The organism is Agromyces tropicus (assembly GCF_039531345.1).
Lineage (GTDB): Bacteria > Actinomycetota > Actinomycetes > Actinomycetales > Microbacteriaceae > Agromyces > Agromyces tropicus.
The window spans coordinates 359327-380829 of record NZ_BAAAPW010000001.1 but is presented as its reverse complement, the minus strand read 5'-3'; the positions used below and the strand labels follow the sequence as shown (position 1 = coordinate 380829).

19 protein-coding genes are annotated in these 21503 nt (G+C 71.9%); 9 read left to right on the top strand and 10 right to left on the bottom strand.

Annotated features, from left to right (window positions below):
- Positions 1–2 precede the first annotated feature (2 nt).
- From ABD230_RS01815 to tkt, 3 genes are read right to left on the bottom strand one after another with little or no spacing between them, the layout of a single operon-like run.
- On the bottom strand, positions 3–1607 hold the full coding sequence (locus ABD230_RS01815; protein WP_344369033.1) for a glucose-6-phosphate isomerase: 1605 nt from the start codon (positions 1605–1607) through the stop codon (positions 3–5).
- Positions 1604–2713 carry a transaldolase gene (gene tal, locus ABD230_RS01810; RefSeq protein ID WP_344369031.1) on the bottom strand — a complete coding sequence of 370 codons (1110 nt, stop codon included), beginning with the start codon at positions 2711–2713 and terminating at the stop codon, positions 1604–1606. The genes ABD230_RS01815 and tal overlap by 4 nt, the downstream gene beginning before the upstream one ends.
- A gap of 24 nt (positions 2714–2737) precedes the next feature.
- A complete protein-coding gene (tkt, locus tag ABD230_RS01805) occupies positions 2738–4834 on the bottom strand; it encodes a transketolase (protein WP_344369029.1) in 2097 nt (698 codons plus the stop codon).
- Between the two features lie 284 nt (positions 4835–5118).
- Here tkt and ABD230_RS01800 point away from each other — a divergent pair, with 284 nt between their 5' ends.
- The gene (locus tag ABD230_RS01800) at positions 5119–6039 is read left to right on the top strand and encodes a heme o synthase (protein WP_344369028.1); all 921 of its coding nucleotides are present in this window, start codon (positions 5119–5121) and stop codon (positions 6037–6039) included.
- A gap of 59 nt (positions 6040–6098) precedes the next feature.
- On the opposite strand, the gene ABD230_RS01795 is transcribed toward ABD230_RS01800, so the two are convergent.
- The gene (locus tag ABD230_RS01795; RefSeq protein WP_344369027.1) at positions 6099–6491 is read right to left on the bottom strand and encodes a VOC family protein; all 393 of its coding nucleotides are present in this window, start codon (positions 6489–6491) and stop codon (positions 6099–6101) included.
- Between the two features lie 157 nt (positions 6492–6648).
- On the bottom strand, positions 6649–6903 hold the full coding sequence (locus tag ABD230_RS01790) for a hypothetical protein (RefSeq protein ID WP_344369026.1): 255 nt from the start codon (positions 6901–6903) through the stop codon (positions 6649–6651).
- Between the two features lie 141 nt (positions 6904–7044).
- Between ABD230_RS01790 and ABD230_RS01785 the strand changes: the two genes are divergently transcribed.
- A complete protein-coding gene (locus tag ABD230_RS01785) occupies positions 7045–9987 on the top strand; it encodes a helix-turn-helix transcriptional regulator (protein ID WP_344369025.1) in 2943 nt (980 codons plus the stop codon).
- Positions 9988–9995: 8 nt separating this feature from the next.
- Here the strand turns inward: ABD230_RS01785 and ABD230_RS01780 are convergent, their stop codons facing one another.
- Positions 9996–10934 (bottom strand): COX15/CtaA family protein, encoded by a 939-nt coding sequence (locus ABD230_RS01780; protein ID WP_344369024.1) that lies wholly within the window; start codon positions 10932–10934, stop codon positions 9996–9998.
- A 243-nt stretch (positions 10935–11177) separates the two neighbouring features.
- Here ABD230_RS01780 and sufB point away from each other — a divergent pair, with 243 nt between their 5' ends.
- The 6 genes from sufB to ABD230_RS01750 all read left to right on the top strand — a co-directional run bounded on the left by sufB (position 11178) and on the right by ABD230_RS01750 (position 16183).
- Positions 11178–12596 carry a Fe-S cluster assembly protein SufB gene (gene sufB / locus ABD230_RS01775; RefSeq protein ID WP_344369022.1) on the top strand — a complete coding sequence of 473 codons (1419 nt, stop codon included), beginning with the start codon at positions 11178–11180 and terminating at the stop codon, positions 12594–12596.
- A 15-nt stretch (positions 12597–12611) separates the two neighbouring features.
- Positions 12612–13781: a Fe-S cluster assembly protein SufD gene (gene sufD / locus ABD230_RS01770; RefSeq protein WP_344369021.1), complete on the top strand. Its 1170-nt coding sequence runs from the start codon at positions 12612–12614 to the stop codon at positions 13779–13781.
- A gap of 1 nt (position 13782) precedes the next feature.
- Positions 13783–14109, top strand: coding sequence for a non-heme iron oxygenase ferredoxin subunit (locus ABD230_RS01765; RefSeq protein ID WP_344369020.1), 327 nt, complete (start codon positions 13783–13785; stop codon positions 14107–14109).
- Between the two features lie 64 nt (positions 14110–14173).
- On the top strand, positions 14174–14941 hold the full coding sequence (sufC, locus tag ABD230_RS01760) for a Fe-S cluster assembly ATPase SufC (protein WP_344369018.1): 768 nt from the start codon (positions 14174–14176) through the stop codon (positions 14939–14941).
- Between the two features lie 19 nt (positions 14942–14960).
- A complete protein-coding gene (locus tag ABD230_RS01755; protein ID WP_344369016.1) occupies positions 14961–15290 on the top strand; it encodes a metal-sulfur cluster assembly factor in 330 nt (109 codons plus the stop codon).
- Positions 15291–15361: 71 nt separating this feature from the next.
- Entirely contained in the window at positions 15362–16183 is an 822-nt protein-coding gene (locus ABD230_RS01750; protein ID WP_344369014.1) for a methyltransferase domain-containing protein, read from the top strand.
- Between the two features lie 42 nt (positions 16184–16225).
- Here ABD230_RS01750 and ABD230_RS01745 read toward each other — a convergent pair whose 3' ends face one another.
- The 4 genes from ABD230_RS01745 to ABD230_RS01730 all read right to left on the bottom strand — a co-directional run bounded on the left by ABD230_RS01745 (position 16226) and on the right by ABD230_RS01730 (position 21013).
- Positions 16226–16459: a hypothetical protein gene (locus ABD230_RS01745; RefSeq protein ID WP_344369012.1), complete on the bottom strand. Its 234-nt coding sequence runs from the start codon at positions 16457–16459 to the stop codon at positions 16226–16228.
- Positions 16459–16905, bottom strand: a complete 447-nt coding sequence (locus ABD230_RS01740; protein WP_344369011.1) for a GNAT family N-acetyltransferase — start codon at positions 16903–16905, stop codon at positions 16459–16461. Before ABD230_RS01740 ends, ABD230_RS01745 begins: the two co-directional genes overlap by 1 nt.
- Complete coding sequence (gene valS, locus ABD230_RS01735) at positions 16902–19496, bottom strand: valine--tRNA ligase (RefSeq protein ID WP_344369010.1); 2595 nt, start codon at positions 19494–19496, stop codon at positions 16902–16904. The genes ABD230_RS01740 and valS overlap by 4 nt, the downstream gene beginning before the upstream one ends.
- A gap of 176 nt (positions 19497–19672) precedes the next feature.
- Positions 19673–21013 carry an MFS transporter gene (locus ABD230_RS01730; protein WP_344369009.1) on the bottom strand — a complete coding sequence of 447 codons (1341 nt, stop codon included), beginning with the start codon at positions 21011–21013 and terminating at the stop codon, positions 19673–19675.
- Positions 21014–21117: 104 nt separating this feature from the next.
- Here ABD230_RS01730 and ABD230_RS01725 point away from each other — a divergent pair, with 104 nt between their 5' ends.
- Complete coding sequence (locus ABD230_RS01725; protein WP_344369008.1) at positions 21118–21468, top strand: GntR family transcriptional regulator; 351 nt, start codon at positions 21118–21120, stop codon at positions 21466–21468.
- Positions 21469–21503 lie beyond the last annotated feature (35 nt).

Sequence of the window (21503 nt, the reverse complement as noted above, 5' to 3'; positions counted from 1 at the left end):
GCTCAGTCGATGGCGCCGCGGAGGGCTGCGAGGTCGGCGCGGGGGTCGGAGAGGGTGAGGGTGAGGACCGGGCGCCCGTGCTCGGCGAGCACGGCGGCGTCGCCCGAGGCCTGGGCGGCGATCAGCTCGCCGAAGGTGAACGGCCGGCCGGGGATCGCGAGGTCGTCGAGCGGCCGCTGCACCAGTTGCAGGAACACGCCGTTCGCGGGGCCGCCCTTGTGGTACTGACCGGTCGAGTGCAGGAACCGTGGTCCCCAACCGAACGTGACCGGGCGGCCGCTGCGTGCGGCGAGCAGGTCGCGGAGGTCGGCGAACTCCGGGTGCGCGACCCGGTCGACGTACGCCTGCACGGCGAGGTAGCCGTCGCCGGCCACCTCCTCGAGGAGCACCTCGATCGCCGACGCGAGGTCGCTCGCGGCGCCGATCACGTCGGGCGTGCCGCGGACCTCGATCCCGTCGGCGACGAACGCGGCCGGCGACGGCTCGGGTCGCGCCTCGAGCAGCCCGCGCGCGGCGACCTTGGCCGACTCGACGTCGGGCTGGTCGAACGGGTTGATGCCCAGCAGGCGACCGGCGACCGCGGTCGCGTACTCCCACACGAGGAACTGCGCGCCGAGGGTGCCCGACACGCGGATCTCGCCGTCGGTGCGGTCGACGAAGAGGTCGGCGCCGGCGTCGTCCACGAGGCGGACGACCTGGAGGTCGGCCGGTCGCTCGGCGAGCTCGGGCGCCTCCGGCGGGAGGACGACCGGAAGGATGCCCGTGCCGTCCTTGCCCGTCGACTCCGCGATCAGCTGCTCCGCCCAGTCTCCGAAGCCGACGAGGTGGGTGCCGTCCGCCACGATCGCGAGCTTGTCGCGTCGCGGCTCGGTCGCGGCGATGGCCGCGCCGAGGACGAGGCCGGGGTTGTCCGGCGCGTCGACCGCGAGGGCGAGTTCGATGGCCTGCGCCTCGTCGAGGAGCTCCCCCAGGTCGACGCCCGCGAGGCCGGTGGGCACCAGGCCGAAGGCCGTGAGCGCCGAGTAGCGGCCGCCCACCTCAGGGTCGGCGGTGAAGACCCGGTAGCCCGCCTCGCGGGCCGATGCCTCGAGCGGGGAGCCGGGGTCGGTGACCACGACGATCCGCGTGGCGGGGTCGATCCCGGCATCGGCGAACGCCTGCTCGTACGCGCGCCGCTGCGAGTCGGTCTCGACGGTCGAGCCCGACTTCGACGAGACGACGAGCACCGTCCGCTCGAGCCGGTCCGCGAGCGCCGCGCGCACCTGGCCGGGTTCGGTCGAGTCGAGCACGGTGAGGTGCGCACGCGCCGTCCGCGCGATCACCTCCGGGGCCAGCGACGACCCGCCCATGCCGGCGAGTACGACGTGGTCGACCCCGCGGGCGCGGAGCTCGTCGCGAAGTGCGACGATCTCCGGCACCAGCGGCCGGGACACGGCGACGGCCTCGGTCCAGGCGAGTCGCTTGGAGGCCTCCGCCTCCGCATCCGGTCCCCACAGGGCGGCGTCGAGCCCGGTGATGCCCGTCGCGATCCGGTCGGCCACGAGCGCGGGCACGACGCGGCGCACCGCGGCGGCCGGAGGGCCGCTCACGGAGATCCGGGCATTCACCGAGCCGCCTCCAGGGCGCCGCGCACGGTGTCGAGGAGCTCGTTCCAGGAGACGACGAACTTGTCGACGCCCTCGTTCTCGAGGACCTGCGTGACGTCGTCGTAGTCCACGCCCACGCTCGCGAGCGCGTCGAGCACGCGACCCGCCTCGGCGAACGCGCCGGTGATCGTGTCGCCTTCGACCACGCCGTGGTCGAAGGTGGCTTCGAGCGTCTTCTCGGGCATCGTGTTCACGACGCCGCGCGCGACGAGCTCGGTCACGTAGAGCGTGTCGGGCAGCGACGGGTCCTTCACGCCGGTCGAGGCCCAGAGCGGGCGCTGGTGGTTCGCGCCGGCCTCGAGCAGCGCGGCGGCGCGGGGCGCGCCGAACTGCTGCTGGTACAGCTCGTACGCGAGGCGCGCGTTCGCGACCCCGGCCCGACCCTTGAGGGCGAGCGCCTCGGGCGTGCCGATGGCCTCGAGCCGCTTGTCGATCTCGGTGTCCACGCGCGAGACGAAGAACGACGCGACCGAGTGGATCGTCGAGAGGTCGATCCCGGCGGCCTTGGCCTGCTCGAGGCCCGTGAGGTAGGCGTCGATGACCTCGCGGTACCGGTCGAGGCTGAAGATGAGCGTCACGTTCACGCTGATGCCGGCCGAGATCGCCGAGGTGATCGCGGGCAGGCCCTCGCGCGTCGCGGGGATCTTGATCATGACGTTCGGCCGGTCGACCTTGTCCCAGAGGCGGTGCGCCTCCGCGATGGTCTCCTCGGTCTCCCGGGCGAGGCCGGGTGCGACCTCGATGGAGACGCGCCCGTCGTAGCCGCCGCTGCGGTCGTAGATCGGGCGGAAGTGGTCGGCGGCGTCGCGGACGTCGTCCGTCGTGATCTCGAACACGGCGCGGTCGACGTCGGCGCCGTCGGCGGCGAGTGCGGCGACCTGGTCGCGGTACGCGTCGCCGTTGGCGAGCGCGCCGGCGAAGATCGTCGGGTTGGTGGTCACGCCGACGACGTTCCGCTCGGCGATGAGGCGCTCGAGGCCGCCGGACGTGATGCGCTCGCGCGACAGGTCGTCGAGCCAGATGCTGACGCCGGCCTCCGAGAGGGCGGCGGTGGGGGTCGTGCTCATGGTGATGGTCTCCTTCGTGCCCGGTCAGTTCGACGCGAGCGATTCCTTCGCGGCGGCGACGACGTGCTCCGCCGTGATGCCGAACTCGCGGAACAGGGTCTTGTAGTCGGCGGACGCACCGAAGTGCTCGATGGACACGGCGCGGCCGCGGTTGCCGAGGTAGCGGTACCAGCTGAGCGCGAGGCCCGCCTCGACGCTCACGCGCGCGGTCACCGACGACGGCAGCACCGACTCCCGGTACTCCGCAGGCTGCTCCTCGAACCACTCGAGGCTCGGCGCGGACACGACGCGCGCGGCGACGCCCTCCGCGGCGAGCTGCTCGCGCGCGGCGAGGGCGACCTGCACCTCGGATCCGGTCGCGATGAGGATCACGTCGGGCGTGCCCGAGGCGGCCTCGGCGAGGACGTAGGCGCCCTTCGCGACGTTCGACGCTGCGGCGAGCGTGTCGCCGGAGGCCTCGCCGTCGCCGCGCTCGAAGACGGGGACGTTCTGGCGGGTCAGCGCGATGCCGGCGGGGCCTCCGCGGCGCCTGACGATCTCCAGCCACGCCCAGGCGGTCTCGTTCGCGTCCGCCGGACGCACGACCGACAGGTGCGGGATGGCGCGCAGGGCGCTGAGCTGCTCGATCGGCTGGTGCGTCGGGCCGTCCTCGCCGAGCGCGACGGAGTCGTGCGTCCAGACGAAGATCGACGGGATCTGCATGAGTGCCGCGAGTCGGACCGCGGGGCGCATGTAATCGCTGAAGATCAGGAACGTGCCGCCGAAGGCGCGGGTCGGTCCGTGCAGCACGATGCCGTTCAGGATGGCGCCCATGGCGTGCTCGCGGATGCCGAAGTGGAGCACGCGACCGTACGGGTTGCCGGGGAACTCGTGGGTCGAGTGCTCGGCCGGGATGAACGACGGCGCGCCGTTGATCGTGGTGAGGTTCGACTCGGCGAGGTCGGCGGACCCGCCCCAGAGCTCGGGCAGGTGCGCGGCGAGCGCGTTGATGGCCTTGCCGGACGCGGCGCGCGTCGAGACGTCCTTGCCGGGCTCGAACACGGGGAGCGCGTCCTCGAGGCCCTCGGGCAACTCGCCGGCCTCGAGCCGGTCGAGCAGCGCCTTCCGCTCGGGGTTCGCCGACGCCCACGCGTCGAACGAGGCCTGCCAGGCCTGCTTGGCCTCGACGGCGCGGTCGCGCGCGTTGCCGCGCGTGCGCTCGATGACCTCGTCCGCGACGACGAAGCTCTGCGCGGGGTCGAAGCCCAGCACATCCTTGGTCGCGGCGAGCTCGTCGGCGCCGAGCGCGGAGCCGTGGATCTTGCCGGTGTTCTGCTTGTTGGGCGCGGGCCAGCCGATGATCGTCTTCAGGACGATGATGGACGGCTTGCCGGTCTCGGCCTTCGCCGCCTCGATCGCCCGGTCGAGCTCGGGCACGTCCTCGACGTACTCGCCCGACTTCTTCCAGTCGACCGTCTGCACGTGCCATCCGTAGGCCTCGTAGCGCTTGGCGACGTCCTCGGTGAAGGCGATGTCGGTGTCGTCCTCGATCGAGATCTGGTTCGAGTCGTAGATGACGACGAGGTTGCCGAGCTGCTGGTGGCCCGCGAGCGAGGATGCCTCGCTGGTCACGCCCTCCTCGAGGTCGCCGTCGGAGGCGATCACGTAGACGTGGTGGTCGAAGGGGCTCTCGCCGGCGGGCGCGTCGGGGTCGAAGAGGCCGCGCTCGTAGCGCGAGGCGTAGGCGAAGCCGACGGCCGAAGCCAGGCCCTGGCCGAGCGGGCCGGTCGTGATCTCGATGCCGGCCGTGTGGCCGTACTCGGGGTGGCCGGGCGTCTTCGACCCCCACGTGCGCAGCGCCTCGAGGTCGGACAGCTCGAGACCGTCGCCGGCGAGATAGAGCTGCACGTACTGCGTGAGCGAGCTGTGGCCGGCCGACAGGATGAACCGGTCGCGGCCCAGCCAGTCGTGGTCGGCGGGGTCGCGCCGCATCACCTTCTGGAAGAGGAGGTAGGCGACGGGGGCGAGGCTCATCGCCGTGCCGGGGTGGCCGTTGCCGACCTTCTCCACGGCATCGGCGGCGAGCACGCGCGCCGTGTCGACCGCGCGATCGTCGATGGGGTCCCAGTGCAGAGTTGCCACGGGTTGCTGTTCCTTCCGGTCGTGACGGCGTCGGGGGCCTCTCCATTCGGCCCCGGACCCGCCGGGAAACGCGACGGCGCGGTGGAGCCCGGGACCGATCCGGTCATGCGTCAGGTGGAGTTGCACGTCGAATCCGCGCACCGGGCGCGCTCACCTCAGTATATGGAGTGCGGGGCGCCGTATGACGGGGCTTGACGCGTCCGTCCGGTGGGGGCGCCATGCCCTAGAATCATTCCGGATGCGCGCGCCCCCGCTTCGTCGGCGCGCGCCCGGAAGAGGAAAGAATGCAGGCCGCGCCGACCATCCGTGAAGCTCGACGGACGACGAGCGTGCGACGGAAGGTCGCCGCGTACGTCGCCCTCACCAAGCCACGGGTGATCGAGCTGCTGCTCGTCGTCACGGCGCCGACCATGGTCCTCGCCGCCGACGGGCTGCCGAGCCTCTGGCTCGTCGTCGCCACGCTCATCGGCGGCGCCATGAGCGCGGGCTCCGCCGGCGCGTTCAACTGCTACATCGATCGCGACATCGATCGCGTCATGAAGCGCACGAAGGGGCGCCCGCTGGTGACCGGCGAGCTGACCGATCGCGAGGCCCTGGTGTTCGCGTGGGCCCTCGGCGCCGCATCCATCGCCTGGCTCTGGGTGTTCACGAACTGGCTCGCCGCGCTGCTCTCGCTCGGCGCGATCCTGCTCTACGTGGTCTTCTACAGCCTGATCCTCAAGCGCCGGACCGCGCAGAACATCGTGTGGGGCGGCGTCGCCGGCTGCATGCCCGTGCTCATCGGCTGGGCCGCCGTGACCGAGAGCCTCAGCTGGGCGCCGTTCATCCTCTTCCTGATCATCTTCCTGTGGACGCCGCCGCACTACTGGCCGCTGTCGATGAAGTACAAGGACGACTACGCGGCGGCCGGGGTGCCGATGCTCGCGGTGGTCCGCGGCCGCGCGCAGGTCGGCCTCCAGGTCATCCTCTACGCGTGGGCCACCGTCGCCGCGTCGCTGCTGCTGATCCCGGTGGCCGGCATGGGGCTGCTCTACACGAGCGTCGCGATCGTGTCCGGCGCCTGGTTCGTCGGCGAGTGCCACCGGCTCTACTCGCTCGCGATCCGCGGCGAGGACGTCTCGCCGATGCGCGTCTTCCACGGCTCGATCGTGTACCTCTCGCTGCTCTTCCTCGCGGTCGGCATCGACCCGCTGCTGCCGTTCTAGGGTCGCAGCACGCCGCCCGAGTGCACGCCGGCGGGCGGGCCGCGTCCGGGACGGCGCGCTCACCGCAGCGGGCTGAGCACCTCGACGCGATTGCCCGCGGCGTCCCGAGTGCGGAACCTGAGGTGGCCGGCGAACGTGTGCCGATCGGTCCGGTCCACGTCGAAGCCGAGTCGCTCGAGGCGCTCGGCGACCCGATCGAGTTCGGCTGGCGATTCGACGACGAATGCCGGATGCGCCTTCCGGGCCGGCGCGAACGGCTCCTCGACGCCGACGTGGACCTCGGCCGTGACAGCCGAGGCCACGTCGAACGCCCGGAACCAGCATCCGCCGCGCCCGGCGAGGTCGGCGGGCTTCGGCACTTCGTCCAGACCGAGACCGTCGCCGTAGAAGCGGCGGGCGCCGTCCTCGCCGTCCACGGGACAGGCGACCTGGACGTGGTGCAGGTGCAGCATGGAACTCCGTTCGGTCGTCGATCGCGCTGCCGACGTTAGCGCGGCCCGCGCGACGCCCACGACACGACGATCCCTGCCGCGCCGACCTGCGCCGCGCCGACGCGAACGCGCTCGGAGGCTCCACCCCGTGGCCTCCGAGCGTGCCCGCGTCGGGGTGTCAGTCCTGTTCCGGGATCCAGGACGGGGCGGGGACGCCCGCGCCGGTGAGGTCGTCGCACCGGACGAACTGGGCGTCGATGCGTTCGAGCAGGCACACCGGAGCGTCCGCCCGCTCGACGGCGACGACCGCCGGCGCCGGTTCCGGTCCGGGCTCGGGACGGGCGACCGCTGGGGCGGCGGCGATGGCCGTGAGGAGCGCGGCCGCCGAGGCGACCAGCGCCGAGGTGGTGATGGCGGTGGTGGTGATGCGCATGATCGTGTCCTTCCGGGATGGCGTCGACATCGTCGACACCCACGACCATGCGCTCCCGTCGGCCCTCCCGGATCGGGTCCCAGTCCTGAGATGGATGACGAAAGACCTGATCCCCGGCCGTGTCGATGCCAGACTGGTCGGGTGGTCGTGCCAGCCGCGACCGCCGGGCCGCAGTTGGTCGGCCGCGAGCGGGAGCTCGACACCGTGGGGGGACTCCTCGACCGGGCATGGGGCGAGGAGGCGCAGACCCTTGTCGTCTCGGGGGATGCCGGCGCCGGCAAGACCGCGCTCGTCGCGGCGGCGTGCGCGCTCCGGCAGTCGGATGGCGAGGCCCTGTTCGGCGCGTGCCTGCCGCTCACCTCGATGTCGATCCCGTTCCTGCCGATCCGCTCCGCGCTCCGCGCGAACCCCCGGCTGGTCGCGCCGCCGATCGCCGCGGTCGACGGGGAGGGGCGCGACTTCGCCGTGCGCTTCGATGCCTGGCTGGACGAGCAGTGCGAGCGGCGAGCGCTCACGCTGGTCGTCGACGACGTGCAGTGGGCCGATCGCAGCACGCTCGACACGCTCATGTACGCCGTGGCCGGGCCGGCCGCGCGCCGCCTCGCGATCGTCGTCACGCTGCGCGCCGGAGAGGTCGGCCTCGGCCATCCGCTGCAGCGCTGGCTCGCGGACGTCCGCCGCCTTCCCCGGACGACCGAGCTCGAACTCGGCCCGCTGGATCGCGCGGGCACGGCCGCGCAACTCCAGGCCGTGCTCGGCACCTCGCCGCACCAGTCGCTGATCGACGACGTGCAGGCCCACAGCCGGGGCAACCCCTACTTCACGCGGCTGCTCGTCACCGGGCTGCCTCCGGGCGCGCGAGCCGTGCCCGCGTCCTTCCCGGCCGACCTCAGGTCGGCGGTCCTGCAGTCCTGGTACCGGCTCTCCGAGCCGACCAGGCAGCTCGCGACGGTGCTCGCGGTCGGCGGCCGGGCGATGCGGGCCGACGACCTCGCAGCGGTGGCGGGCGAGGCGGATGTCGCGGCGACGCGATCGCTCCTGCTCGAGGCGGTCGGCGCCGGAACGCTCGACCTGCTCGACGACGGCGGGTTCTGGTTCCACCATCCGCTGGGTGCCGAGGCGCTCGAGGCGACGCTCGGCGCGGACGAGCGGCGCGAGTGGCACCGCCGCTTCGCGGACGCCATCGAGGCCGCGGGCGGCGCGGAAACCTCCGTGGCGACGGCCGTGGCGGTCGCCGACCACCGCTACCGCTCGGGGGAGGCGAGGTCCGCTCTCGACTGGGCCTTGCGCGCGGCGAGCGCCGCGCGAGCGGCTTCGGGCACGGCGGAGGAACTGCGGCTGCTCCGGCGCGGCGTCGACCTCCGCGCCCAGCTGCCCGGAGACGAGCGGTCGATGGACGAACTCCTCGGGCGACTCATCCGCGCGGCCGAGGTGGCCGGTGCCACCGCGGAGGAGCTCGAGGCGGTGGACCTGCTCCTCGACCGCATCGATGGGGAAGCCGATCCGCTCCGGGCGGCGGCGCTCCTGGTGCGTCGGATGCACCTCCGGTTCATGCGAGGGCTGGCGTTCGCGGAGGTGCCGGAGATGGAGGACGCGGTGCGACTCGCGTCGGCCGACCTCGCCAGCCCCGAGTATGCGCTCGCCTCGGCGGAGCTGGCCCAGACGGAGCTCTGGCACGGCGCGACCTCTGCGGGAGCTCGCGCGGCGACGGCCTTGGTTCGCGCGCGCTCCGCCGGCGATCCGAGGGCGCTCTCGTTCGCGCTGAGCGTGGCGTCGATGTCGGCGACCCTCGCCGGTGACGTCGTCGCCGCCGCCGGCTTCGGTCGCGAGGCGATGGCCCCTGCGCTGCAGGCGCGCGACTGGTTCGGGTACGTCCACGCCGCCCTCTGGGAGGCGAACGCGATCGAGACGTGGGCGAGCGCGGAGTACGCCGCCCGGATCGGGGACCGCAGGAAGGAACTCGAGGCCAACGGTGGACCGCATCCGTACGTCGCGTGGCTGTCGGCCGCCGAGGCCAACTCGCACCTGGCCAGTGGCGGATGGCGCGAGGCCGACGAGCGGCTCCGCGTCGCGCTCGGGTCCGATCCCGGCCCGCTCGGTGACGTCGAGGCCCGCCTGGCCGCGGCGCGGCTCGCCGCACTCCAGGGGCAGCTGCGCGAGGCGGAGGCGCACCTGCTGCGCGTCGAGGAGCTCGTCGTCGACGGGTCGGCGTTCCTGCCGCTCGAGTACGACGCGGTGCGCGCGGAGGTCCGGCTCGCGCTGGGCGACCCCGCCGGGGCGTACGACGCCGCGCTCGAGGGCGCCGTGGAACGAGGGGTGGCGCCGACGATGGCCGAATGGCTCATGCCGTTCGCCGCCCGCGCCCTCGCCGACGAGGCGCAGTCCGCGCGCGACGCGGGCGACCCCGTCGACGAGGTCCTCGACCGCCTGGATGCGCTGGTGGAACGCTTCCCGCACATCATCGAGGACGTGGGCACGGCGACGGAGCTCGTGCGTCGGCAGGACGCGGCGCTCGACGGCCTGTACGCCGCGGAGTGCGCCCGCGCCCGCGCGGAGCCCGGTGCCGCCGATGCGTGGTCGCTCGCGGCGGCCCAGTGCGTGAGCGCGCGCCTTCCATGGGAGGAGGCGTACGCCCGCTGGCGAGCAGCCGAAGCGCTCCTCGGGCGGGGTGGAGATCGGGCGGCCGGCGCCGAGATGCTGCGGTCGGGTCTCGCGCTCGCGCGGCGTCTCCGCGCGCGGCCGGTCGAGGGCGAGCTGCTCGACCTCGCGCGGCGAGCGCGCGTGCCCGTCGAGGAACCGGATCGGGCGATGCCGGAGCCGACGCCGGTCGTGCCGGGCCTCACCGACCGGGAGCGCGAGGTCCTCGCCCTCATCGCGGTCGGGCGCACCTACTCGGAGATCGCCCGGTCACTCGTCATCAGCGAGAAGACGGTCTCCACGCACGTCTCGCACCTGCTCGACAAGACCGGCTCGGCGAACCGCGTCGAACTGGCCCGGCTGGTGCACCGGCTCGACCAGCACGACGGCGACGGCAACGGCACGGAGGATGGCGCCCACCGGGACGGCGGCGGCGCCGCGAGGTGACGGGCGGCTCAGCGAGCGGATGCCGCCACGGCCGACGCGTCGGACGCGGCATCCGTCGTCGCGGGGCGCTTGAGCCTCAGCACCACGACCGTCATCGTCGCCGCCGTCAGCGCCGCGAGGACCATGTGGACGCCGACCGCGAGCGGGGGCAGCCCGTTCCGGGCCTGGTAGAGCCCGACCGCGATCTGGACGAGCTCGACCGCCAGCAGGGCGAGCACCCAGCGCGCGACCGGCAGCCGGAGTCGCCACGCGGCGACGGCGAGCACCACCGTGAGCGCGAACAGCGCGTACCCCGGCCACGCGTGCACGTGCTCGAGGAGCTCGGCGTTGAAGCCGGTGCGACCCGCGTCGGCGTCGCCGGAGTGCGGGCCCGACGCGGTGGTCAGCACCCCGAACGCGATCGAGATCGCGAGCACCGCCGTCGTGACGTGCGTGAGGATCGCGAACCACGGGGGGACGGCGAGCACGCGGGCGCCCGTCGCGGTGCCCAGGCGGACGAGGTAGGCGGCCGTCACGCACACGAGCACGAGGGAGGCGACGTAGTGGAAGCCGACGATGAACGGGTTGAGGCCGGTCCAGACCGTGATGCCGCCGACGATCGCCTGCGCGATGATGCCGAGCAGCACGACCAGCCCGAGCGTCCAGAGGTCGCGCCGCTCCTTCCGGAGCCGCCAGATCGAGGCGATGACGAGCAGGGCCACGATCCCGACGACGCCGGTCATCAGTCGGTTGCCGAACTCGATCATGCCGTGGATGCCCATCTCCGGCGTCGTCACGAGCGACTCGGGCGTGCAGAGCGGCCAGGTCGGGCAGCCGAGACCCGAGCCGGTCAGGCGCACCGCGCCGCCCGTGCCGATGATGACGGTCTGGGCGAGGAAGGAGAGCCAGGCGACCACGCGCACGCGGCGGTCGATGCGGTCGGGCAGCCACGCGATGAGGCGGTTCACGCTCGTGTTTCCTGATCCGGATCGCGGTGGGAGGGCGCTGGGAGTCGGGCCCTCGGAACCGGTCGACCCTATAGACTTGATTGGTTGATGCGACTCGGCGCGCTCTCGCGCGCGGAGCATCACCATTGTAGGTTCGCGACGAAGCCACCCGCACATCACCCCACGACCGAACCGGAACCTCGACCGGAAGGCCGGGGGTGGGCCGGACTGATAGCCGGTACGCGGGAGGAGAAGAGGGAGAGCATGACGGACGTACTCATCGACCGCCCCGAGTTGGAGGGGCTCGGCACGTACGAGTTCGGCTGGTCCGACTCCGACGTGGCCGGGGCATCCGCTCGCCGCGGCCTGTCGCCCGAAGTGGTGGCCGACATCTCACGGCTGAAGGACGAGCCCGAGTGGATGCTGCAGCGACGCATGCGCGGGCTGCAGCTCTTCGACCGCAAGCCCATGCCGTCCTGGGGCGCCGACCTGTCGGAGATCGACTTCGAGAACATCAAGTACTTCGTCCGGTCCACCGAGAAGCAGGCCCAGACCTGGGAGGACCTCCCCGAGGACATCCGCAACACGTACGAGCGCCTGGGCATCCCCGAGGCCGAGCGCCAGCGCCTCGTCGCGGGCGTCGCCGCCCAGTACGAGTCCGAGGTCGTCTACCACCAGATCCGCGAGGACCTCGAGGAGCAGGGCGTCATCTTCCTCGACACCGACACCGCGCTGCGCGAGCACCCCGAGTTCTTCGAGGAGTACTTCGGCACCGTGATCCCCGCGGGCGACAACAAGTTCGCCGCGCTGAACACCGCCGTCTGGTCGGGCGGCTCGTTCGTCTACGTCCCGAAGGGCGTGCACGTCGAGATCCCGCTGCAGGCCTACTTCCGGATCAACACCGAGAACATGGGCCAGTTCGAGCGGACCCTGATCATCGCCGACGAGGACAGCTACGTCCACTACATCGAGGGCTGCACCGCCCCGATCTACAAGTCCGACTCGCTGCACTCGGCCGTCGTCGAGATCATCGTGAAGAAGAACGCGCGCGTGCGCTACACGACGATCCAGAACTGGTCGAACAACGTCTACAACCTCGTCACCAAGCGCGCGGTGGCGCACGAGGGCGCCACCATGGAATGGGTCGACGGCAACATCGGCTCCAAGGTCACGATGAAGTACCCCTCGATCTTCCTCATGGGCGAGCACGCCAAGGGCGAGACCCTGTCGGTCGCCTTCGCCGGTCCGGGACAGCACCAGGACGCCGGCGCGAAGATGATCCACATGGCGCCGTACACGCAGTCGTCGATCGTCTCCAAGTCGATCGCGCGCGGCGGCGGCCGGGCGGGCTACCGCGGCGAGGTGCGGGTGGATGCCAACGCGCACCACTCCGCGAACACCGTGCGCTGCGACGCCCTCCTCGTCGATACGATCTCGCGTTCCGACACCTACCCGGCGATCGACATCCGCGTCGACGACGTCCAGCTCGGCCACGAGGCCACGGTCTCGAAGGTCAGCGAGGAGCAGCTGTTCTACCTCATGTCGCGCGGCATGCCGGAGGACGAGGCCATGGCGATGATCGTGCGCGGCTTCATCGAGCCGATCGCCCGCGAGCTGCCCATGGAGTACGCGATGGAACTCAACAAGCTCATCGAGATGGGCATGGAAGGATCGGTCGGCTGACAGATGAGCACGACGATGCAGAGCACCGCCATGCCCACCGCGGAGCAGCACGGCTTCCGCCCCCATTCCGACGGGCCGGTCGTGCCGGTCCAGACGCGCTCCGAGCGCTTCCGCTCGACGGATGTCGCGGCGTTCGAGGCCGTCACCGGCCGTGAGCACGAGTGGAAGTACTCGCCGGTCGCGGCCTTCGCCGACCTCACCTCCGGCGAGCTCGACGGCTCGCGCGCCGAGGTCGAGTCGACTCCGGTCGACGGCGTGACCCACTCGTGGATCCCGCGCGACGACGCCCGCATCGGGCGCGCCGGCATTCCCGAGGAGCGCGCCTCGGCGAATGCCTGGTCGGGCTTCGAGAAGGCCCTCCTCATCGAGGTCGCCGGCGAGGAGGCCAAGACGGCCACCGTGACCCGCTCGGGCCTCGGGGCGACGCCGCGTGCGGCGCACACCGTGATCGAGGCCGCCCCGAACAGCCGCGGGCTCGTCGTGCTCCGCGGCACGGGCGATGCCCGCCTGTCGGAGAACGTCGAGATCGTCGTCGGCGAGGGCGCGAACCTCACGGTCGTCTCGCTGCAGGAGTGGTCCGACGAGTCGGTCCACCTCGCGAGCCACTTCGCCCGGATCGGGCGCGACGCCAAGCTGAAGCACATCGTCGTCTCGCTGGGCGGGAAGGTCGTGCGGGTCAACCCGTCGACCCACCTCGCCGAGCAGGGCGGCGACATCGAGGCGCTCGGCATGTACTTCTCCGACGCGGGGCAGCACCTCGAGCAGCAGGTCTTCGTCCACCACGACGCCCCGCACACGCGCTCGCGCGTGACCTACAAGGGCGCGCTGCAGGGTGAGGGCGCGCGCAGCGTGTGGATCGGCGACGTGCTCATCGGCAATGCCGCGACCGGTACCGACAGCTACGAGCAGAACCGCAACCTCGTCCTCACCGACGGCACGCGTGCCGACTCGGTCCCGAACCTCGAGATCGAGACCGGCGACATCGAGGGCGCCGGGCACGCGTCGGCGACCGGCCGGTTCGACGACGAGCAGCTGTTCTACCTCCAGGCCCGAGGCATCCCCGAGGACGAGGCGCGTCGCCTCGTCGTGCGCGGGTTCCTCACGGAGATCGTGCAGCAGATCGGCGACGCCGAGCTTGAGGAGCGCCTGACCCTGGCGCTCGAAGCGGAACTGCAGGGGAGCTGACGTGGCATCCACGCGCGTGTGCGGGGTCGACGACCTCGCCGAGAACGAGGCCCGCAAGTTCGTCGTCGACGGCGTCCCGATCGCCGTCGTGAAGGACACCGCCGGCGACATCTTCGCCATCGGCGACACCTGCACCCACGGCGACATCTCGCTCTCCGAGGGGTTCGTCGAGGACGACACGCTCGAGTGCTGGGCCCACGGCTCCAAGTTCTCGCTCCACACCGGCAAGCCGCTCACGCTGCCCGCGTACGAGCCCGTGCCCGTCTACCAGGTCGAGATCACCGACGGGGGCGTGTTCATCGACCCGACGGTGAAGCTCGCCGTCTGACCACCGACTTCACCGACATCCGGCCCGCGCGGCCGCCACGAACGAAAGAGACCACCGAATCACCATGTCCGTGCTCGAGATCAAGAACCTGCACGTCAACGTCGAGACCGACCAGGGCACCCGCGAGATCCTCCGCGGCGTCGACCTGACCATCCGCGAGGGCGAGATCCACGCCATCATGGGCCCGAACGGCTCCGGCAAGTCCACCCTCGCCTACACGATCGCCGGCCACCCCAAGTACACGGTCGTGGAGGGCGAGATCCTCCTCGACGGCGAGGACGTCCTCGAGATGTCCGTCGACGAGCGCGCCCGCGCCGGCATGTTCCTCGCGATGCAGTACCCGGTCGAGATCCCCGGCGTCACCGTCACCAACTTCCTGCGGACCGCGAAGACCGCGATCGACGGCGAGGCGCCGGCGATCCGCGGCTGGCTGAAGGACGTGCGCCAGTCGATGGCGAACCTCCGCATGGATGCCGCGTTCGCCGAGCGCAACGTCAACGAGGGCTTCTCGGGCGGCGAGAAGAAGCGCAACGAGATCCTCCAGCTCGAGCTGCTCAAGCCGAAGTTCGCGGTGCTCGACGAGACCGACTCGGGCCTCGACGTCGACGCGCTCAAGGTCGTCTCGGAGGGCGTCAACCGCGCCCACGAGAACACCGGGCTCGGCATCCTGCTGATCACCCACTACACGCGCATCCTCCGCTACATCAAGCCAGACTTCGTGCACGTGTTCGTCGCGGGCAAGATCGCGGAGCAGGGCGGCCCCGAGCTGGCCGACCGCCTCGAGGAGGAGGGCTACGACCGCTACCACGTCGCCGAGTCGGCGACCCAGTAACCGGGCGTATCCTGACGACATGGTCACCTCACTCGCACCCGAGCGCTACGACGAGATCAGCGAGGCGCTGAAGGACGTCGTGGACCCGGAGCTCGGCGTCAACATCGTCGACCTCGGGCTCATCTACGACCTGAACTGGGACGACGAGCACGACGCGCTCGTCGTCAACATGACCCTGACCAGCGCCGGCTGCCCGTTGACGGACGTCATCGAGGAGCAGACCGCCGAGGCGCTGGACGGCACCGTCGAGCGGTTCCGCATCAACTGGGTGTGGATGCCGCCGTGGGGCCCGGAGCGGATCACCGACGACGGGCGCGACATGATGCGCGCGCTCGGCTTCGCGATCTGACGCACGACATCGCGCGAGGGAGGTCCCGTCCGGGGCCTCCCTCGTCGCCTGCCCGGGCATAGGCTCGGAGCATGCACGGCACACCCGCTCCACCCCGAGACGCGTACACCCACGGACACCACGAGAGCGTGCTCCGCGTGCACGAGTGGCGGACGGTCGCGAACTCCGCGGCCTACCTGGTGCCGCACCTCCGCGAGGGGCTCGCCGTGCTCGACCTCGGCAGCGGGCCGGGCACGATCAGCCTCGACCTCGCCCGCATCGTGCGGCCGGGCCGGGTGGTCGGCGTCGACGCGTCGGCGGACGTCGTCGCACGTGCGAACGGGCTCGCCCGGAGCGAGGGCGTGCCGAACGCGGAGTTCCGCACGGGCGACGCGTACGCGCTGCCCTTCGAGGACGACTCCTTCGACGTGGTCCACGCCCACCAGGTCCTGCAGCACCTCGCCCGACCCGTCGACGCGCTTCGCGAGGCGCGCCGCGTGCTGCGGCCGGGCGGCGTGGTGGCGGTCCGCGACGTCGACTACGGCGGCGTCATCTGGAGTCCGGCGTCGGCCGAGCTCGAGCGGTGGCGCGAGCTCAACGAGGCCGTGACGCGCTGGAACGGCGGCGACGGGAACGCCGGCCGCCACCTGACGTCGTGGGTCCGGGAGGCAGGGTTCCGCGACCTCCAGGCGACGGGGTCGGTCTGGGTCTTCGCCTCGGACAACGATCGCGAATGGTGGGGTGGGAACTGGGCCGAGCGCGCGCTCGAGTCCACCTTCGCGGCGCACGCGATCGAGTCGGGGCACTCGTCCCGGGCCGAGCTCGAGGCCGTCTCGGCCGCGTGGCGCCGCTGGGCGGCCGATCCGGACGGGTGGTTCCTCATGCCGCATGGCGAGGTCGTCGCCCGGGCCTGACCGCTCCGCGCCCGGAGCGGGCGACGCGACGCGCCCGGCGGGTCACCAGTCGTCGTCGGCGCCGTCCTCGTCCGTCGCGTCCGGGAGCCGTTCGAGCGTGACCGTCGTCCCGTCGTCGAGCTCCGCGATGGGCCGGCCCTCGAGCCAGGTCAGCGTCCAGTGGCGACCGACGCCATCGGTCGTGTCGGCCTCCGCCGCCCGGATGCCGGGGCGGAGCTCCATCGGGACGGATCGCGGCGGCTCGTCGCCGAAGGCCCATCGCGTACCCAGCTGCATCAGAGGTCCATTTCGAAGACGATGGCGGGGGAGCGGCGAGCCAGCTCCTCCGAGACGCGGAGGCCGTCGGCGTCGCCGGGGTCGTTCGCCCAGGTGATCCGCGTGGCGCGGAGCTCGCCGGCGATCGCCCGGACGCGTCCGAGCAGTTCCGCGGCGACGCCGCCGCGGCGGTGCTCGTCGGCGACGAACAGGTCGTCGACGACGAGGCCGATGCTCGCATCGAGCGTGCGCGGCTCCGGGTGGTAGTGCACGAGTCCGACCAGGTCGCCCGCCTCGTCCGCGGCGACCGTGGCGCGCAGCGCGCTGCGCGGGTCCTGGATCCAGCTCCAGACGATCAGTGCCTTGGTGTCGTCCAGCTGACGGCCGCGGCTCGCGCAGTATGCGTCGAACAGCGGCAGCCAGCCGAAGAAGTCGTTCTCGGCGACCTCCCGGACGGTCACGGTCATGCGCGGGCCTCCTCCTGCGGGGTGTCCAGCACGATGTCGCGGACGGCGAGCTCCTCGGCCTCGGCGAATCCGAGGTCGGCGATTCGGCCGACCGCGCGCAGGTCGCCCTCGGCCGAGGCGAGGAGGGCCGTCGCCGCGGCGGGCGCGGCGATCACCGCGGAGGTAACCGGCGTCTTCTGCGAGGCCTTCGCGTCGGTCTTGGCGCGGCGGATGCCGGTCAGCGCGAGGCTCGCGAGCTCGAGCAGCTCCACGCCGGCGTCGCCGCGCGCCGCGAGCTCCTCGACCGCGGGCCAGCTTGCCCGGTGCACGGAGCCGTCGTTCGACCAGCTCCACGCCTCCTCGGCGGCGTACGGGATCACCGGGGCGAAGAGGCGCAGGAGCACGCTGAGCGCCGTCTTCAGGGCGGCGACCGCGGAGGCCTGCTCGGGGCTCGCCTCGCCGTAGGCGCGCTCCTTGACCAGCTCGAGGTAGTCGTCGCAGAACGTCCAGAAGAACGTCTCGGAGACCTCGAGCGCCCGCGCGTGGTCGTACGACTCGAGCGCGCGCGTGGCGTGCTCGACGACCGTCGCGAGCCCGGCGAGCATGCTCCGGTCGACGGCGACCGTCACCGGGGCGTCCGCTGCGCCCTCGAAGCCGAGGATGAACTTCGCGGCGTTCAGCACCTTGATGGCGAGGCGTCGGCCGATCTTGACCTGCGTCGGGCTCTGCGGGTCGAAGGCCGCGTCGGTGCCGAGGCGCGAGGACGCGGCCCAGTACCGCACCGCGTCGGCGCCGTGCTGCTCCAGCAGGCCTGCCGGGGTCACGACGTTGCCCTTGGACTTCGACATCTTCTTGCGGTCGGGGTCGACGATGAAGCCGGACACGGCGGCGTTCGCCCACGGGGCGACGTCGTGCTCGAGCTCGGCGCGCAGCACCGTCGAGAACAGCCAGGTGCGGATGATGTCCTGGCCCTGCGGACGGAGCGAGTACGGGAAGAGCAGGTCGAAGAGCTCGGGATCGCGCTCCCAGCCGGCCGCCAGCTGCGGGGTCAGCGAGGAGGTGGCCCACGTGTCCATCACGTCGTGCTCGCCGACGAAGCCGTTCGGCTGGTCGCGCTGCGACTCCTCGTAGCCGGGGGCGGCCGTCGAGGACGGGTCCACCGGCAGCATCTCGCGGGTGGCCACGATCGGCTCGTCGAACACCGGGTTCCCCTCGGCGTCGATCGGGTACCAGACCGGGATCGGCACGCCGAAGAAGCGCTGCCGTGAGATGAGCCAGTCGCCGGACAGGCCGCCGACCCAGTTCTCGTACCGCACGCGCATGAAGTCGGGGTGCCAGTCGATCTCACGACCGCGGTCGAGCAGCTTCGACTTCAGCGCCGCGTCGCGCGCGCCGTTGACGATGTACCACTGCCGCGTCGACACGATCTCGAGCGGGCGCTCGCCCTTCTCGAAGAACTTGACGGGGTGCGTGATGGCCTTGGGGTCGGCGAGCAGGTCGCCCGACTCGCGGAGCAGCTCGACCACGGCCTGCTTGGCCGAGAACGGGGTCTTGCCGGCGAGCTTCGCGTACGCCTCGCGCCCGGCCTCCGAGGTGATCGCGTCGGGGGCCTCGGCGACGATCCGGCCGTCGAAGCCGATGATCGCCCGGTTCGGGAGGTCGAGCTCGCGCCACCAGACGACGTCGGTCACGTCGCCGAAGGTGCAGATCATCGCGATGCCGGTGCCCTTGTCCTTCTGGGCCAGGTGGTGCGCCACGACCGGCACCTCGACGCCGAACACGGGCGTCGTGACGGTCGTGCCGAAGAGCGGCTGGTAGCGCTCGTCGTCGGGATGCGCGACGAGGGCGACGCAGGCGGGGATGAGCTCGGGACGGCTCGTCTCGATCTCGACGTGGCCGCCGTCCGGCTTCGCGAACGCGACCCGGTGGTAGTGACCGGGCTGCTCGCGGTCCTCGAGCTCGGCCTGCGCGACCGCCGTGCGGAAGGTCACATCCCAGAGCGTCGGTGCGAGCGCCTGGTACGCCTCGCCGCGCTCCACGTTGCGGAGGAACGCGAGCTGCGAGGTGAACAGCGCCTCGTCGGCGATCGTGCGGTACGTCTGGGTCCAGTCGACCGAGAGGCCGAGCTGGCGGAAGAGGGCCTCGAACTGCTGCTCGTCCTCGACCGTCAGCTGCTCGCACAGCTCGATGAAGTTGCGGCGGCTGATGGGCTTCTGGTCGGCGGCCTTGACGCTCTTGCCCTCGCCGCCCTGGAACGGGGGCGCGAAGTCGGGTTCGTAGGGCAGCGAAGGGTCGCAGCGCACCCCGTAGTAGTTCTGCACGCGGCGCTCGGTCGGCAGGCCGTTGTCGTCCCAGCCCATCGGGTAGAAGACGTGCTTGCCGCGCATCCGCTGGAAGCGCGCGACGAGGTCGGTGTGCGTGAACGAGAAGACGTGCCCGATGTGCAGCGACCCGGATGCGGTGGGCGGCGGCGTGTCGATCGAGTAGATGCACTCGCGGGTCGCGCCCTCGCGCTCGAACCGGTACGTGCCCTCGGTCTCCCAGACACCGCCCCACTTGGATTCGAGGCCCTCGAGTGCCGGCTTGTCGGGGATGCGCGCGGTGTCGGTCATGATGCTCCGGTTCGGTATGTGCGGCACCGAGTCCATGGGGGTGCCTGAATGTGCGACGGTCAAGCCTACCGGACACGGCCGAAGTCCGCGTTGACCGGGCGCGACCGCGGAGGTCGCATCGGGAGCGGAGACGACGGATGCCGCGGGGCCGGCGCCCCGCGGCATCCGCCCCTGCCTCACACCGTCGCGGGCGCGACCTCCCGGCCGTCCTCGGCGATCGGCGCGTGCCGCATGCGCGCCGCCGCCCACGCGGAGACGAGCGTGATCGCGGAGAGCAGCGCCAGCACGACGCCCGGGTGCCACCAGACGTAGCCGGTCGCCTCACCGAGGAGGGTCGTCAGGAGCGGGATGAACCCGCTGACGGCCGCGGCGACCGCGTAGGCCACCGACAGCGCCGAGTAGCGGTAGTGGTCGGCGAAGAGGTCGTTCATGAGCCCGCCGAGCGCGGCCCACGCCATCGTGGGCAGGATGCCGCCGACGATCATCGTGCCCACCAGCACCGGGAAGCTCGCGAACTGCAGCAGCCAGTACATGGGGAAGGTGATGAGCAGCGTGCCGAGCGCGCCGTACGCGACCACGCGCGCGGAGCCGGCGCGCGTCGCCCACCAGCCGAACAGCGGGATGGTGACCAGCTGCAGCAGCCCGCCGATCGTCGTCGCCACGAGCAGGTCCTGGAAGCTGAAGCCGAGCGTGGTGACGCCGTAGTTGATCGTGTAGGTGTTCATCAGCGAGTAGGAGCCGATACCGAGCAGTGCGGCGCCGAAGGCGACGGCGAGCGCCACGGGCTGGGCGCGGAACATGGTCGCGAACGGAACGCGGTCGCGACGCTGCTCCGAGACGACGGCCGTGAAGACGGGCGTCTCGTCGATCGTCAGTCGCAGGTACAGCGACACGAGCAGCAGCGGGATGGCGAGCAGGAACGGGATGCGCCAGCCCCACGCGGCCAGCTCCGCGGCCGGCAGGGCGAGTGTCATCACGATGAACACGACCGCGGAGAGGATCGAGCCGACGGGCGAGCCGAGCTGCGGCACGGCGGCGTAGAAGGCGCGCTTGACCGGGCTCGAGTGCTCGGTCGCGAGCAGGATCGACCCGCCCCACTCGCCGCCGAGCGAGAGGCCCTGGGCGATGCGGAGCAGCACGAGGAGCACCGCGCCGAGCCAGCCGGCCTGCGCGTACGTCGGGAGCAGGCCGATGAGGCCCGTGGCGACGCCCATGATGGCGACGGTCCACAGCAGGGTCGCGCGGCGGCCGAGGCGATCGCCCATGTGGCCGAAGATCGCGGCGCCGAGGGGGCGCACGACGAACGCGACGCCGATGGTCGCGAAGGCGGCGAGCGTGCCGCCGAACCGGCCGAGCGGGTCGAAGAAGAGCGGCCCGATGAAGTACGCGCTGAAGTAGGCGAAGACGTAGAAGTCGAACGACTCGAGCGAGGTGCCCACCATCGACGCCCAGGCGACACGGCGCACGGGCGATGAGGCGGCGGGAAGGGAAGCGGGGGAGGGGGCTTCGGTGGTCACGGGGAGCCATCCTGACAGCGGGCGGATGCCGGGACAAGCCGAATGCGCTATTCGCACTAGCGCAATACGTTGAATCGACCCGCGGTGCGCGCTACGGTCGTGGCGTGCGCATCCACCTCGACCCCACGGCGCCCGGCCCGATCTTCGCGCGACTCGCCGACGCGCTGCGTGCGGCGATCGTGGACGGCCGGATCGGCTTCGGCGAACGCCTGCCACCGTCGCGCGACCTCGCCGAGGGCCTCGACGTCAACGTGCACACCGTGTTGCGCGCCTACCGGGTGCTGCGCGACGAGGGATTCATCGAACTGCACCCGGGTCGCGGCGCGACCGTCGCCAAGCGCCTCGGGCACCACACCGCCCTCGCAGGCGCCATCCACGACCTCGTGGACGAGGCGCGGCTCAACGGCGTCGACGAGGTGGCGCTGCTCGCGCTCGTGCGCGAGGCGTGGCGCTGAACCTCGACGGCCCGTACCGCGCGCCGTGGCCGGGC